13 protein-coding genes and 1 pseudogene are annotated in these 14808 nt (G+C 54.2%); 6 read left to right on the top strand and 8 right to left on the bottom strand.

The genetic code is table 11. The features are described 5' to 3' along the window. A pseudogene (locus tag VKV29_RS07580) lies at nt 1-613 on the top strand (hypothetical protein); the annotation flags it as partial. Between the two features lie 4 nt (nt 614-617). Here the strand turns inward: VKV29_RS07580 and VKV29_RS07585 are convergent. The 5 genes from VKV29_RS07585 to prfB form a co-directional block, all read right to left on the bottom strand. Then, nucleotides 618-1370 carry a phytanoyl-CoA dioxygenase family protein gene (locus tag VKV29_RS07585; protein WP_324200705.1) on the bottom strand — a complete coding sequence of 251 codons (753 nt, stop codon included), beginning with the start codon at nt 1368-1370 and terminating at the stop codon, nt 618-620. A gap of 67 nt (nt 1371-1437) precedes the next feature. After that, a complete protein-coding gene (locus VKV29_RS07590; protein WP_324200706.1) occupies nt 1438-3396 on the bottom strand; it encodes a TonB-dependent receptor plug domain-containing protein in 1959 nt (652 codons plus the stop codon). 130 nt (nt 3397-3526) lie between these two features. Next, nucleotides 3527-4645: a M28 family peptidase gene (locus VKV29_RS07595; protein ID WP_324200707.1), complete on the bottom strand. Its 1119-nt coding sequence runs from the start codon at nt 4643-4645 to the stop codon at nt 3527-3529. Then, a complete protein-coding gene (locus tag VKV29_RS07600) occupies nt 4626-5348 on the bottom strand; it encodes a 5'-nucleotidase (RefSeq protein ID WP_324200708.1) in 723 nt (240 codons plus the stop codon). Before VKV29_RS07600 ends, VKV29_RS07595 begins: the two co-directional genes overlap by 20 nt. Nucleotides 5349-5350: 2 nt before the next feature. After that, a protein-coding gene (gene prfB, locus VKV29_RS07605; RefSeq protein WP_324200709.1) for a peptide chain release factor 2 occupies nt 5351-6473 on the bottom strand; the annotation gives its coding sequence in 2 pieces (ribosomal slippage) (nt 5351-6403 and nt 6405-6473; 1122 coding nt in all). Nucleotides 6474-6863: 390 nt separating this feature from the next. Between prfB and VKV29_RS07610 the strand changes: the two genes are divergently transcribed. Continuing rightward, nucleotides 6864-7358 carry a fasciclin domain-containing protein gene (locus VKV29_RS07610; protein WP_414647344.1) on the top strand — a complete coding sequence of 165 codons (495 nt, stop codon included), beginning with the start codon at nt 6864-6866 and terminating at the stop codon, nt 7356-7358. Nucleotides 7359-7428: 70 nt separating this feature from the next. Here VKV29_RS07610 and VKV29_RS07615 read toward each other — a convergent pair whose 3' ends face one another. The 3 genes from VKV29_RS07615 to glgP all read right to left on the bottom strand — a co-directional run bounded on the left by VKV29_RS07615 (nt 7429) and on the right by glgP (nt 11983). Next, entirely contained in the window at nt 7429-8616 is a 1188-nt protein-coding gene (locus VKV29_RS07615; RefSeq protein WP_324200711.1) for a glycosyltransferase family 4 protein, read from the bottom strand. Nucleotides 8617-8634: 18 nt separating this feature from the next. Beyond that, nucleotides 8635-9231: a D-sedoheptulose 7-phosphate isomerase gene (locus VKV29_RS07620; RefSeq protein ID WP_324200712.1), complete on the bottom strand. Its 597-nt coding sequence runs from the start codon at nt 9229-9231 to the stop codon at nt 8635-8637. A gap of 181 nt (nt 9232-9412) precedes the next feature. Further along, nucleotides 9413-11983 (bottom strand): alpha-glucan family phosphorylase, encoded by a 2571-nt coding sequence (gene glgP / locus VKV29_RS07625; protein WP_324200713.1) that lies wholly within the window; start codon nt 11981-11983, stop codon nt 9413-9415. 325 nt (nt 11984-12308) lie between these two features. On the opposite strand from glgP, the gene VKV29_RS07630 reads away from it, so the two are divergent. The 4 genes from VKV29_RS07630 to VKV29_RS07640 all read left to right on the top strand — a co-directional run. Further along, nucleotides 12309-13088 (top strand): hypothetical protein, encoded by a 780-nt coding sequence (locus VKV29_RS07630; RefSeq protein WP_324200714.1) that lies wholly within the window; start codon nt 12309-12311, stop codon nt 13086-13088. Nucleotides 13089-13439: 351 nt separating this feature from the next. Then, the gene (locus VKV29_RS07635; protein WP_324200715.1) at nt 13440-13838 is read left to right on the top strand and encodes a DUF2294 domain-containing protein; all 399 of its coding nucleotides are present in this window, start codon (nt 13440-13442) and stop codon (nt 13836-13838) included. 272 nt (nt 13839-14110) lie between these two features. Then, the gene (locus tag VKV29_RS15375) at nt 14111-14197 is read left to right on the top strand and encodes a potassium-transporting ATPase subunit F (protein ID WP_414647345.1); all 87 of its coding nucleotides are present in this window, start codon (nt 14111-14113) and stop codon (nt 14195-14197) included. A 14-nt stretch (nt 14198-14211) separates the two neighbouring features. Beyond that, a partial coding sequence (locus VKV29_RS07640) for a potassium-transporting ATPase subunit KdpA (protein ID WP_324200716.1) occupies nt 14212-14808 on the top strand: 597 nt, incomplete at its 3' end.

Genomic DNA, 14808 nt, shown 5'->3' on the forward strand with positions numbered 1-14808 from the left:
CACCGTGGTGCATCCCGGCGATTCGGTAACGCTTTCGTGGAAGGCACGCAACGCAGCCCATATCTATCTTGACCCCGGCAGCATTGAGATATCGCCGTTCGCCGATAGCAAAACCGTGCAGGTGCCTGCCGTTCCTGGCGATGTAACCTATACCTTGCGCGTGTATGGCCAAGATGCCAACATCCCACCTGCCGAGAAGACCCTTACCGTGCACGTGCTTCCGCCCGATCAAAGTGTGGCCACTATCCAAAGCTTTACCTATAGCCCCAAAACGGTCTACTTCGGCTCCAAGGTCAAGCTGCATTGGAGCGTCGTGCGCGCGGTCTCCATTACCCTCTCAACGCTCAACGGCCAAACGGTTGCTACCGATCTAGCACCTAGCGGCTCTCTGGAGGTAACCGTTAATCAGCCAACGACGTTTGTGCTTACCGCCACGGATAACACGGGCAAGGCGGTAACGAAACAGCTTGTCATCACCCCTACGCCGCCGCCCTTACCCACACCCGGAACGCCCGGCATTGATAACAATACCGGAGGTGCCCAGCCGCCCACGGCCCCCACACCTCCGATGGGCGGTGGCAACGACAGCAAGCCCGTGCCACCGCCACCTTAGCTTTCTACATCACCCGCGGATGCCGATAGACGCTAGGAGGTGCCAGTAAGGCCCGTTGCGTGGGGGTTAGGAGCGGCTCTAACTCCGCTATTCCCCGGTGTGCTTCCGGCAAAAAGTAGTAGATGTTTGCCCAAGTAAGATGTTTGGGACTGTATTTGAAAAAGAGGTTCCGGCGCTGATGCGACGCCTTCCACGGCAGCGTGCCGTGCGTTAACGCCTCGGTAAAAAGAATGCAATCCCCCGCTTTCATGGGAACCTGCTGAACAAGCGGCGACTCTTTCTCCATATTTTGCAGCGGGCGTGGGCAGGGGAAGTTCGCTTTATGGCTGCCTGGGATGCAGCAAAAACCGCCGGCCCCAGGAGGGATGTCGGCCAGGGCATAGGAGGCCACGGTCAACCCATTGTACATCTGCCCTCGATAGCAGTGATAGTACTGCGCCGGATCGTAGGGGGTTCCACCACCGTGCAAGTGCAAAGGCGGAGCCCCCGCGTGCGAGAAAATGGGATAATCGTGGTCTAAACGCAACTCCGGCCCCAACAGTTCCACAAGATAGGGCAACACACGTGGGTTGTCGAGCAAAGCGAGAAACGGCGGCCCCCACTGTAGAATAGAGGCATATTGTTTTTGCCAGTTGGAGTCTTGTGCCTCTTGGGCATCTATCCAGGCGTTCATCTCGCGCAGAGTTTCTGAAGGGATAGCATTCTCTACCACGAGATAGCCCCACACATCGAACATATACCTCTCTTCTTCTGTCATCTTCACGCTCCTTTCCATACGCCATTTTCAGCTCTAGCTCTTGCGATTCCTTCTGGGCCTTGGCAATTTAGAAACGTCCAGAAAGTTCTAGATAGAACATAGAGCGAATAGGGGTTATCGCTTTGGGTTGGCCCGGCGAGGGCGGGGAGACAGGCTCTTCAAAATGATGATCGGCAAAGAGGTTGTGTACAATAAGTGAGAGAACAAGAGGATCGCTGCCTTTTTTCAGTTGATAGCCGAAACGCATGTCCATCGCCACATAAGCAGGTGCAACGGCCTTCGGCATTCCCGGAAAAGCGATGGTAGAGGTGCCCACAAAGCGCAGCCCCATAAAACCCTGCCACTGCGAACCTAGGGAAGCATCCAATGCGAGGGCGGCTTGATGATTCGGAGCGTTGTTCATGGGGTGCTGATTGTTGTAGGCATAATTGCAAAGCAGATGGAGGTTATCTGTGAGTTGAAAACTCGAATCTATTTCTAACCCGTAGATGCTTGCATTCCCTTGATTCATAAATTCGATGGTAGCAGGAATGCCCGGAGGATAGGGCGGGGAAGGTTGAAAAGCGGTTGCACCCACTCCTATTAAGTTTCGAACCCGGTTATAGTAACTGTTGACCTCGATAAAACCGCTGTGTTGATCTTTGCGCCAATCAAGCTCAAATCCATCTAAAACTACAGGCTTGAGATGTGGATTCCCAAGAGAGAGGATGGATAGTCCGCCTCCAATAGGTGTTAGGCTGTGTGTGTAGAGGCCCAGCAGAGTTGGTGACTGGAAAGCTCTGCCGAACGAAAAACGCGCTATCTGTCCATGGTTTAGATGTTTTAGTACAGCAACACGAGGAGAAAACACAGAGCCATAGGCTGTGGCGTTATCGAAGCGTAACCCAGCATATCCGGTCCATGTTCGTGCAAAGTGAAAGGAGTTCTGAATGTAGAGGCCAAACAAGTCTTGGTAGTGCTTGCCTGGTGATACGAGATCGGAGTGAAAGACGGTATGGCTCCAGGCAGCACCGTACACCAGATTGCCATTGTGTCCTAAACTGTTCTGTTTTTGAACCTCCCCCTCGAAGAGGTGCGATTGATTGATGTTTGTGTTCTGAGATGTTGACTTGAAGTCGGAAGCGCTCAGTCGTATAAGTAAGGGGTCTTTTCTGCTCGGTTCTTCATAACGAAGCACAATATAAGGGTTATGTGAGGTGATGGCGGGGAAGTTCACGTCACCAGGATAAATGTTGCCTGAAGCCTCCACATCGCCCACTTGCAGCCTAAGGGTGCTTTGGTTCCAGCGATGCTCGGCATCTAGGCCAATGATAGGTGCTACATAGTTATCTCGCGCCCCCGTCGCTCCACCGGATCCAAAACCGCCCGTGTGGTTATAGGCGAAAGTAAGTGCCATGGCATTGTCATGCCGATCGGCTATCGAGGCGATCAATTCATCATAATCGCTTTTATAGCCTCCTAGAATTGTGCGAAACCGTACATTGCCTCGTTGAGTGGCAAGCTCTCTAGGGGATTGGGTGATGATATTGATGACGCCGTTAAAGGCATTGGCGCCGTAAAGTGAGGAGCCAGGTCCGCTTACAACCTCTATCCGCTTAATTTGGCTAATAAGCACAGGTGCCGAACTCCAGAAAAAGCTGCCTGTTAACTGATCGTTGAGAGGCCGGTTGTCTAGTAGCACAAGAACGGTGCTTGCCACCTGTGAGGTAAGACCCCGAATCGCGATATTGGCGACGTTTGCGTTGAACTCCGCAACATTTACTCCCACGGCATATCGTAGAGCATCGAGGAGAGTTACCACGCCATGACGTTTTAGGTCTTCTGCTGTAATGACGGTGATAGGCGCCGGTGACTGCGTGATCGGCTGTTCCGTCCGCGCTGCCGTTATCACGGTTTGCGGGCCGGCAAACAGGAGTTCGTTGCTTACCGAAGTTGTAGTATAACTTGTTGTGGGCAGTGCCCCTGCTTTTACGAGACCGTCCAGGCAACCGAGTATTAAAAGCCCTTGCCTTATCTTCTTTCGCATCTCTACCGTCCTCCGGGATTTTAGTGGCAGGCCGCCTATCTCTTTTGATGGAGGATTTTCGGCATCAATACAGGTATTTTTAGGGGCTTTTTGGGGAGAGAGGAAATTTTAGAGACGAGTTTGCAATCGGTTAGTTTGCCGTTTCTGTGTAGATAACGCGAGCAATGGTTTCGCCTACGGCCTTGAGCGACTTTACAGAACAGTGAGCCACATCGTCCTCTAGCGTGTGCCAGGGCCTATATTCCCCAACGATGGGGTGATTGGGGTCGGGCAAAGGTTGTATAAGGTCAATAGTAGCGATGTGGCCTTGTGTGTTCATGGCGAGATGGTCGTCGTCAATATCCACGGTTTGGCCGGTATCCCGAACGAAGATGTCGCCGTAGCCTAGCACCTGAGCCGTTCCGAAGACGCGATCGTTGATGTCGGGGGCATACATCGCGGAGTTCTGTTCTGGGTAGATGCGCATATCCTTCCCGCCCACCATATCGAGCAGAATGCCATAGGCCGGGTGCCCAAAGCGGGGGTCTTCGGTGTAATGGGTAGCGAAATAGCGTGATCCAAGTTCGACGCCATCCCCCCTAAAATCGTTAGCCTCGAAATCGCCGTAGTCCTCGCCGTCATCTAGCAGCAACAACACGCCGACGGGTGGGTGCTGCTTGTGGAACAGCTTGGCCAGCTCCAAAAGCACGGCCACACCGGAGGCACCATCGTTGGCACCGGGGATGGGTGCCAGTCGGTTCCATCCGTGCGGGCCGTATTTAAAGGGGCCTTTGGCCAGCTCCGAGGAGTAAGGCCCGTCCGCAACCGGTCGCGTATCCCAGTGGGCCATCAACAGAACAGGGTGTTGGTCAGGGCGGGTCTGCCCTTTGGCGTAGAAGACGCCGATGACGTTGGTCACCGGCATATCGCGGTAGAAGAAGCGTTGCTCTACGGTGACGTCGGCGCATTTTTGCATCTCATCACGAAGGAACTGAAGGGTTTTGGCATGCGCCTCTGTACCGAGATATCGCGGGCCGAAGTCCACCTGCTTTTTCAGCAACGTAAAGGCCTCTTCGGCATCGAAAGAGGGATAGCCCATAGCTGCAGCGGTGTCGTTTGAAGGAGAAGTCTGCAGCGATGTGGGGCTTGAAGCCGCCGGAGAGGCTATCGCTTTCGTGGCGGAATCCCCTGGATGGCAGCCTGGCAAGAGCGAAAATAGAAGCAGGGCAGCCAAACCATGTTTTAGATACTTAGGGGCCTTTTTCCACAAGGCGGTCCTCTCCTTTGGTGATGACAGGGTGGTTCTTCAGATAGTCTTTAACGGCCTGCTCTAAGCTGGTATCGAGGGTTTGCACGATGTCGCTCTTATCCCAATACTTAAAGTAGGCCAGGGCGCCGTTGGCCAAAGTTAGCGGCATCGCCACCCGATAGGTTTGCGTATCCACCAGCGGCTGCCCACCGATGCGAACGGAGACGATGCGTCCTTGGTCCCCTGCATTCGGCGCTATAGTTACCGTGAGGCCGGAGAACTGGAGGAAACTGCTGTTCTCCTGCGGATAGAGGAGGAAGGCATGCGCCAAAGCACGCCGAATTTGCGCGCCTGTCAGCTTAACAACGGCGATGGTTTCACTGCGGAAATCGAGCATCTGCACCACGTCGTTGGGGCTGAAACTTCCGGGCGAGATGGCGGAGGCATCCGAGCGAAAGGAGGCCGCCGGAATGAAGGCCGCATCGGCATGGGCAGCTTCGCGCAGGGCATCCGCCACCAGACCACCTAAGGCGGTCTCTTGCGAGCCTATTTTATCAACCGAAAGCGCTACCTCGGTGCGATAGGCTGTGGCAGCAGCCGTAGCGCTCTCTTTAGGAGGTTTTGAGGTAGGCAGGGCAGCGCTATGGGCCGGCCGGAGAACCACAAGCCCCACACCAAAGCCTAATAAGCACAACCCCGTCTTTATACCACCTAAGCGTTTCATTCTTAACTCCTCTGCTCCACAGGGCGCCTCAGCCATTGTAGGTAGGCCTGCAAAAATCCGTCGAGATCGCCGTTCAGCACCCTGTTAACATCGCCGGTTTCGTAGCCCGTGCGATGGTCTTTCACTAGAGTATACGGGTGCAGAACGTACGATCTATCCTGATTTCCCCATTCGTTGGCCTTGGTAGCTCCTCGCAGGTTCGCAAGACGCTGTTGTTGCTGCTGTTGCTGCAGGTCGTAAAGGCGTGCCCGCAGCACCTGCATGGCGACAGCGCGATTTTGATGCTGCGAACGCTCGTTTTGACAGGTTACCACGATGCCGGTAGGAATGTGGGTAATACGAACCGCCGATTCGGTTTTGTTTACATGCTGTCCGCCCGCCCCACTCGAACGGTAGTAGTCTATACGGAGGTCTTCTGGGGCTATCTCCACCTCGGCCTCCTCGCCGAGATCGGGCAACACGATGACACGGGCAAAAGAGGTCTGTCGCCGCTTATTGGCGTCGAAAGGCGAGATGCGCACAAGCCGATGTACCCCTCGTTCAGACTTAAGGTAGCCGTAGGCGTTGCGGCCACGAACCAGAAAAGTGGTGCTTTTCAGACCGGCCACATCGGCCTCGCTCTCCTCCACGATCTCGGTGGTATAACCGTGTGTCTCGGCCCACTTCAAGTACATTCTCTGCAGCATGGTAACCCAGTCGCAGGCATCGGTGCCACCGGCGCCGGCCTCGATCTCTACAATGGCATCGGCGGCATCGTGTTCACCGGAGAGCAAGGTCTCTAGCTCCAGGCGCTCGATGTCGGCGACGGCCTTTCGGGTTTCTGTTTCAAACTCCCTCAAAGCGGCCGCATCCGGCTCTGGCTGCTCGGCAAGCAACTCGCCATAGGCTTCGAGGTCGGCTATACGCCGCTGGAGCTGCTGAAAAGGTTCGATGGCCTCTTTCGCCTGATTCAGTTTTTGAAGCAGAGTTCGCGCTCTTTCTGGGTCTTCCCAAAGATTGGGCGCGCTCGCCTCCTCTTCTAGTCGTTGGATTTCAGCCTCTTTTCGGGCGTAGTCAAAGATGCCCTCCGAGTTCGTTCAGTCGGGCACGTAGTTCGTGAACTTCACGTTGAAGCTCTTCTAACATCCTTTTCCTTTCCTTAAATAGTTGGACAACCCTATCGGGGCGAAAGTTTCGCCACCGAAATCGCCTTTGAAGTATACCCTTGACGCTCAAAAACCACTGTTTCCTTTTACTCTCTACGCAAGGGCGATGCCAGAGATCGCTTTAAAAGTGGAGATGAAAACGGTCTGCTGGCTTTTGGGGAAAGAAAGTGGTATCACTGCATTATAATATCAGGAACAAATGATATATTGGGGAACGTAGAAGGAATGAGCTTGGCTCAATTCAGCACGAAGGAGTTCTGCTAACATGAAGACAGTTCGCCTATATACGCTTGCCATCGCAGGAACTGCCCTTGCCTTAGGGCTGACTGCAGGTTATGCACGGCCCTCAGAACCCGGCAATAAACCCCTGATGCTATGTTCATTGCAGGATCAGGACGATAGCGCACAAAAGCCTAATATCGTTGAGATCGCCGAGAAAAACGATCAGTTCAGCACGCTGGTAAAGGCTATTCAAGCGGCCGGCCTTACCGAGACGTTAGAGGGGCCTGGCCCCTTTACGGTATTTGCGCCTACCAACGAGGCCTTTGAACATCTCATCAAAAAGATAGGCCAGAAGAAGTTTGACGCGATTCTGCACAACAAAGAGGCGCTAACGGCTATACTCACCTATCATGTCGTGCCCGGCAAGGTGATGAGCGAAGACGTGCTTAAGCTAAAAAACGGCTCCAAGGTGAAGACGGTTGAGGGCTCCAATATCGTTATTCATCACGGAAAAAAGGGTGTTTTTGTAGATAACGCCAAGGTGATCAAGACGGATATCGAGGCCAGCAACGGTGTGATTCACGTGATCAATGCCGTTATTCTGCCTCCCGATCTAAAAAGCAAAATGGCCGGCGCCAAGTAGGCTTCCTTACCTGCTCCACTTAACCTGCTGATGTTTGCCTAGCCTCTTTGAGGCTAGGCACTTTTTTTGCTTATGTCTCGGTAACTCTCTCGTAGATGGCGGTAGCGCGTTCTGCCATGGCGCTCACCGTGAAGTGCTCCTGTACGTGACGCCGGGCTTGTTCGCCCATCGCCTGCGCCAGAGATGGGTCGGAAAGCAACCGTATGATGGCCTCGGCCATCGCCTCGGCGTCGCCCATCGGCACCAAGAGGCCGGTTTGGTTTGGCACCATCACTTCAAGCACCCCTCCACCTGCCGTGGCCACTACCGCTCTCCCTAAGGCCATGCCCTCCAAAACCACCTGCCCCAAAGGTTCTGGGATAATGGAGGCGTGCACAAGAATATCTAGCTCGCTCACCACGGCCTTTGTATCTTCCTGGAACCCTCTGAAAACGACCCGTTCACCAAGGTTGCGCCTTACTAGTTCGCCTTGCAGCTCCTCAAAGTAGGGCTGATCGCCAAACAGGGCAGAGCCGATGATCTCGAACTGCGTTTGTGGGTAGCTTCGCTGTACCTGCTCGGCTGCTGCAAGAAAGATATGTTGTCCCTTCCACTTGGCGATACGCCCCATAAGCCCTATACGCGGGTGCGATTTCCCACATAAAGGGGGGAGGGGATAGGGGGGACGAACCCAATCGTTGGGGATGCCGCTGTAGATAACATCCGAGGGTTTCTGTTTAGGTAAGTGCAACGTCTGCAGTGTGGCACACGAGTTCGCCACAATGAAAGTAGGTAGTGAGCGAGCTAGTAGTCGTATAAAACGAACCGTATTTTTAGGAAGATAGTCTGGCTCGATTCGGTCACGGATGTGCCATATGAGCGGGATGTGGGCGAGGCGAGCGGCAAAGCCGCCGATCAGGTCGGCCTTTAGCGAGTTTGTGTGAACGATGTCGAAACGCTTGGCACGCAAGAAACGCGCCAGGCGCCCAATAGAGCTTAAGACGGCGCCCAGTCGGTTTGGTTTGAGAAAGGTATGAACCCTCGAAACGTCTTTACGCATATCTACAATCTGTGTGTTCAGCTCAAACAGCTCTACCGGCACCTGGGCTTGTTCTAACTTGACGTGGAGGGGGCCGTCGGAAAAAAGCAGCACATGCGGGACGACGCGGGAGCGGTCGAAGGCTTGTGTAAGACGCAACAAAGCTACCTCACCGCCACCGAGCTGGGCGGTGTGGTCTATGAAGAGAACACGACGAGGATGTTTTTGGGCTGAAGTCATTGGATGTGAGCGACGGTTTCACGAACCAAAAAGGCGATTTTCGATCTCCTCACAAACGGCGTGCCATAGGGTGATGTGGGCCTCTTGAATGCGTGCGGTCACTTTGGAGGGCACGCAGAGGCAGATATCGGTGATCTCGTGTAACTTCCCTCCATCTGCACCCGTGAAGCCCACGCAGACGGCTTGACAATGGCGTGCGGCCTCCATGGCACGAATCACGTTAGGCGAGTTGCCGCTGGTAGATATACCCACGACGATATCCCCAGGCTGCGCAAGGGCATGGACTTGTCGGGCAAAAACGTCGGCAAAGCTGTAGTCGTTGCCCACACAGGTAAGAATGGCGTCGGGAGCGGAGAGAGCTATGGCCGGAAGAGGATGGCGTTCTTTTAGAAATCGGCCTACCAACTCGCCGGCCACATGCTGTGCGTCACAGGCACTGCCTCCATTACCGCAAAGCAACATCTTATTTCCTTTTCTAAAAGCAGAGACGACGGCCTCAACGAACTGTTCAAATGCGACGTTGCAGGCATCGAAAAGCTGCTCTTTTACGGCTATCGACTCGGCGATGGTGCGCGCGAGAGTTTGTCTTGAGGAAAGGTTTGCTTCTTGTGTCATAACCACCCTTTTCAAAGATAACGACGTATTTCGACATACTTAAGTTCATAGTACCCCATATAGAAGCATGAACAGCAGGGCAAAACACAAAAAAGGAAGTGCGACAAAGGCATTATCGGTGGCTGAGCCACAACACGATACTGCATCTATTTGGAGTTTTCATGGAAGCTAGCAGAGCAGGTTATTCCCAACAAATAAGGGGCAGCTCCGCGGGCAGTTGGGCATCGGGGTGGAAGGGAAGAATACGCACGGAGAACCCTCGAAGGCCACTGGCACTACAGGGCATCTCCACCTGAAAGCAGAACAGTTCCCCTTCCTGACCTACGTAGGGGATATCTACAATGCTCTCCGCCTTCAACCTTCGATCGGCATCCAGGGAGCCGCTATAGGCCTGCACACGGACATCCTCTGGGGCTAGCCCGGCCAAAAAGGCCTTCACCGTTATCTTTAGTTTGTCGCCCACCTGCAGTGTGGCGCCCTCTTCAGGGGTGGTGATGACCTCTTGGATGCGCACTTGAGGCCAGAGGCTACGTACCCTCTGTTTCCACTCCACAAGCGTACGTGCTCGCTCTAGGTCATTCGCCTTTAGTTTTAGACACCGTAGTGTGGCAGGAAAGTAGTATCGTGTGGCGTATTCCCCTACCATACGGTGGGTGTTAAAGCGAGGGCATAGTGTGCGCATAGAGTATTTCACGCGGGCGACCCAAGCGCGGGGTACGCCATCCATTCCTCTGTCGTAGAAAAGCGGGACGACCTCGGTTTCCAGGAGATTGTAGAGCGCCGTGGCCTCTATCCTATCCTGTTCTTGAGGGTCGGAGTACTCCTCCCCTCGTCCGATAGCCCACCCGGCACGTGGATCATAGCCTTCGGCCCACCAACCGTCCAGCACCGATACATGTAGCCCTCCGTTAACCAAGGCTTTCATTCCGCTCGTTCCGCTGGCCTCCATGGGGCGCCGTGGGGTGTTGAGCCACACGTCGCATCCTTGCACTAAGTAACGACTTACGTTGAGGTCGTAGTCTTCAAGAAAAAGAATTCGCCCGCGAACCTCCGGTCGTTTTGAAAACTGCACAATTTGGCGAATAAGCTCCTTACCGGCATCCTCGCGGGGATGGGCTTTCCCTGCAAAGAGAAGCTGTACCGGCCGTTGTGGGTTGGTAAGCAGGCGGATAAGACGATCGGGGTCGGTGAGAAGCAGGGTAGCGCGTTTGTAGGGGGCAAAGCGGCGTGCAAAGCCTATGGTAAGCGCATGAGGGTCTAAGACCTCGGCAGCAGCACGGAACTCCGAGTCGTCTCGGAAATAGCGTCGTTCCAGTTGCGCCCGTAGGCGCGCTCGGGCAAAAAGGACTAGCTTCTCTCGGCGTGTCTCTTTAACACGCCAAAGCAGTTCGTCGGGTATCTCCTCAATGCGCTCCCAAACCCCGTCGGGGTTCCCGTCGTAAGACCAACGCCCGCCTAGGTATTTATCGAGCAACTCCGCCATCTCCATCGAGGCGAAGGAGCGCAGATGAACTCCATTGGTCACATAGCTTGCAGGAACCTCCTCTTCGGGAAAGCCCGGATAGCCCGCCTGCATCATGCGGCGCGTGACCCGCGCATGGAGCTGGCTCACCCCGTTCACCTGGTGGGCGTGACGCACGGCCAAAACGGCCATGTTAAACTGCTCGCTTTGGTCCCATGGGTTCACGCGCCCCAAGCCCATAAGCTCGTCGAACGACAGCCCTAGTTGTTGGGCGTAGGCGGCGAAGTAGCGGTTCATTAAATCCGCAGAAAACACATCAAAGCCGGCAGGGACGGGGGTGTGGGTGGTGAACAGGCTGCCGGCCGCGGCCACCTCACGCGCCGTGGCGTAGTCACATCCTGTCTCCTCTCTCAGTTCGCGTGCTCTCTCCAGGGCGGTGAAAGCCGCATGCCCCTCGTTCAAATGACACATGGTTGGGCGAATTCCCAAAGCGCGCAAAGCGCGCATGCCGCCGATGCCTAGCACCATCTCCTGTCGCAAGCGCATCTCGGCGTCGCCTCCGTAGAGTTGATCGGTGATATCCTGGTCTTCCGGGCGGTTTTCAGAGAGATTGGTATCGAGCAAAAAGAGAGGCACGCGCCCCACGTTAACCCGCCAAACACGCACGAAGACTTGCCGGCCGGGCAGGTCGAGACACACTTTCAGCGGTTCACCCTTTTCGTTCAGCACCGCCTGTAAGGGCATGGAATAGAAGTCGTTTTCTGGGTAGGTCTCTTGTTGCCAGCCATCGGGAGAGAGTGTCTGCTTAAAGTAGCCTTGCTGATACAGCAACCCGACGCCTACGAGTGGCAAGCCGAGATCGCTGGCCGACTTCAGATGGTCGCCGGCCAAAATGCCAAGCCCACCGGAATAGATGGGCAAACATTCCGTAAGGCCGAACTCCATACAGAAGTAGGCGATGCAGGTTTCTGGCGGAAGCTTATCCGCCCACTGGCGCCGATACCAGGTATTGGCGGTGGTGAGATAGGTTTGGAGGCTGTAGTGCACATGGTCTACCTCTGCGAGGAAGGAGTCATCGGCTGCCGCCTCGGTGAGACGCTCTTGAGAGATCAAGCTCAACATGCGAACCGGGTTATGTTCGCACTGTTCCCATAGATTGCGATCCAGACTTCGGAATAGCTCTATCGTCTCGTGATCCCAAGCCCAGCGCAGATTGTAGGCCAGCGCACGCAGCTTTTGAAGCGGTTCGGGCAAGGCTGGAACAACGTGGTAGGCGCGAATTTTGGGCATTTCGTCTCTCCGGTGCATGATTAAGGTACAACCCCTCAATTAGGCGTTAGAGGGGAGGATTCCTGCTTTAATAGGCAAAAATTTCTATGGATTGATCCCATCTGTATCATCCCAAGTAAGATACCTGTTTTTATGCGATTTCTTGCCATTTCAACAACTGATTTGGTATATAGTGCGTAGATATGAAACAAAATTGAATGAATGGCCGACTTCTTGAATGTTTTGCTTTTGCTTGCTTAAAAGCGTATAGTGAGAGACACCAAACCTTTGGACATTGACACCGAAAATTCAACAACGCTTACATGCCACTTTGAGGAGAGAAAAATTGACAACGATTGTTCGTTTTCGTTCGGTATTTGCATTGGCCTGTCTGGGCGCAACCCTATCCTTAAGCCGTGGGGCGTATGCCGGTACAGATACCCTCCACTTCCTCAATGCGAACGGCTCTAACGGGGTGGATGTCACCTATGTGCTCAACAATCAAGCACATACCGAGAGCGCCGCTGCCGGCCAGTACAACTTTCAGATCAACGGCAGCAGCCAAAACTATACCGGTTTCTGTACCGATCTCTTCGATAGCATCTCGAATGGGAATACCTGGAGTGCTCTGCGTACCACCGTTTCCAACCCTAGCAACGGCCTTGGCAGCGTTTACTATGCTAACGGCACCCACGGCAACACCATCTTAACGCAAAACATCCACGCCATTGACTACATTGTGGCTCACTACGCCAACGCGCCTGCTTCGCGAACAAAAACCGATGCCCAACTCGCTATTTGGGACCTTTCCTTGGGAGGCTCGGTTAGTTACAACCCTTCCACACATACCTACAACTGGAGCAGCATATTCTCCGCAGTGGATTCGGGCCAGCATAGTTATAGTGACCTGGCAGGAGTCTACAACATCGAACAGGCCGCTTTTGCCAACGACGGGCGCAGTTGGAACTCCATTTTCGAAAACGCGGGTGCAGATACGAACGGCCGTAAACAAGACATCGCCTTTGCCGCCACACCGGAGGCCAGCAGCCTTATTAGCTTTGCCGGTTTGGTGGCGGGTAGCATGTGGATTCCACTTCGCGTCCGGCGGCGCCGCAGAGGTCGGTAAAAACCCTTTAAGGGGACCTTTTCACAACTAACAGCGCTCTTCTGCATCTGGTGAGAGGAAGGGGGCGTTGCCGGCTTTCTTCCTCCACTAGACGGCAGACGATGAAACCGAATTTTAGGATAACGTCTACTAGGTGGAATCTAATTCAACGAAGAGCGCGAAAAAAATCTGCTGGCTCCTCTTGACAGCAGATGCAATATGTGGTAGAATTCCATTTGTCCTGGTGGACAAGGATAAGGGGCTTAAAAACCTGGTATCCCTGTAGGCCAGCATCCTAGCTGAACGTGTGCCGTGAACGCACGGGCAGGTTGGATGCTGGCCTTTTTATTAGACGGCCTGAGAAGCCCGTATATGAACCAACCGACGAAAGGTATGATCGAGGCGGAGATCGCCAACGCGGTGTCGCGATTCCAGAGGGAGCAACAGGGTCGTGGTCCCTCCGATGTGAAGGTACACCTGGTTGGTGATACTCTGCTGGTACGCTGCACGGGCATTCTCACGCCTACCGAGGCCCACCTTGTGGCTACCGAAGAGGGTCGCCGGTTGATCCGAAGCGCCCGTCAAGAGTTGCGCATGATCAGCCGCAATGAAATTGAAGCGATCATCGCCAATATCGTGGGTTGTAAGGTGCTGCGAAGCTATGGCGATGTAAACGTAGAGGCCGCCGAGCTGGTGGAGGTCTACATTCTGGAAGAGGATGTAGAGAAGCGCTTTCTCGGTTCGTCGAATCTCTCTTCGCGCAAGCGGTAGGCCTTAACGACAACAGAAGAGCAGGTTGCCATTCCGAAGAAGGCTGTTCATTCCGCCTTTGTCGGAAGGGAGGCCGGAGGTTACGGTGGCTCTTGATAACAAGAGCTTCCGATACTTCCGGCCTTTTGTGCGTTTAAAACCGAAGGAAAAACAGTACGTGCTAAGGAGAAAAACATGTCGGATGGGTTCACCATCTTCATCGTGCTGGTGATGACGACCGTCACCATAGGCTTCCTCTACGGCTGTAACCGCCTTATGCAAGGAGGCCAACCATGATCGAACAAGTGTTTATTCTGTTCGTTACTTTCTGCGTGTTTGTATACCTATTCTATGCGCTCTTCTATCCGGAGCGTTTCTAGGAGGCTAGGAAACCATGACACCCAACGGAGTCGCACAGATACTTCTCTTTTTTCTGCTGATCCTGGTATTTACCAAACCGCTTGGCAGCTATATGGCCCGCGTTTTCCAAGGGGAAAGAACGCTTCTCCATCCGTTTCTTCGCCCGCTCGAGGTGGGGCTTTATCGGCTCTTCGGCATCGAAGAGGAGGTGGAGATGCCCTGGACAACCTACGCCATCGCCTTTGTGCTCTTTAGTGTGGTGGGGCTGCTGCTCACCTACCTGCTATTGAGGTTACAAGGTCATTTTCCCTGGAACCCTCAAAAGTTCGGGGCCGAGCAGATGCCGCCCGATTTGGCCTTTAACACGGCCGTGTCTTTTACGACCAACACCAACTGGCAGTCTTATACTCCCGAAAGCACGGTCAGCTACTTCTCCAACATGGTGGCTTTAGCGGTGCACAACTGGATGTCGGCCGCTGCCGGCATCGCCGTGGCCGTGGCCTTCATCCGTGGGTTTGCTCGTCGCACAGTGCGTGAAATCGGCAACTTTTGGGTAGATACCACACGGGCAACCCTCTACATTCTCTTGCCGCTCACCTTCATTTTGGCGCTGCTGCTGGTGTGGCAAGGG

This window comes from Chthonomonas sp., assembly GCF_035294165.1.
Classification (GTDB): Bacteria; Armatimonadota; Chthonomonadetes; order Chthonomonadales; family Chthonomonadaceae; genus Chthonomonas.

Bases quoted from the DNA above. Each gene is read 5' to 3' on its own strand.
- VKV29_RS07620 (WP_324200712.1), bottom strand. From the start codon at position 9,231: ATGACACAAGAAGCAAACCTTTCCTCAAGACAAACTCTCGCGCGCACC.
- VKV29_RS07585 (WP_324200705.1), bottom strand. From the start codon at position 1,370: ATGACAGAAGAAGAGAGGTATATGTTCGATGTGTGGGGCTATCTCGTG.
- VKV29_RS15375 (WP_414647345.1), top strand. From the start codon at position 14,111: ATGATCGAACAAGTGTTTATTCTGTTCGTTACTTTCTGCGTGTTTGTA.
- VKV29_RS07590 (WP_324200706.1), bottom strand. From the start codon at position 3,396: ATGCGAAAGAAGATAAGGCAAGGGCTTTTAATACTCGGTTGCCTGGAC.
- VKV29_RS07610 (WP_414647344.1), top strand. From the start codon at position 6,864: ATGCTATGTTCATTGCAGGATCAGGACGATAGCGCACAAAAGCCTAAT.
- glgP (WP_324200713.1), bottom strand. From the start codon at position 11,983: ATGCCCAAAATTCGCGCCTACCACGTTGTTCCAGCCTTGCCCGAACCG.
- VKV29_RS07600 (WP_324200708.1), bottom strand. From the start codon at position 5,348: ATGAAACGCTTAGGTGGTATAAAGACGGGGTTGTGCTTATTAGGCTTT.
- VKV29_RS07635 (WP_324200715.1), top strand. From the start codon at position 13,440: ATGAACCAACCGACGAAAGGTATGATCGAGGCGGAGATCGCCAACGCG.
- VKV29_RS07615 (WP_324200711.1), bottom strand. From the start codon at position 8,616: ATGACTTCAGCCCAAAAACATCCTCGTCGTGTTCTCTTCATAGACCAC.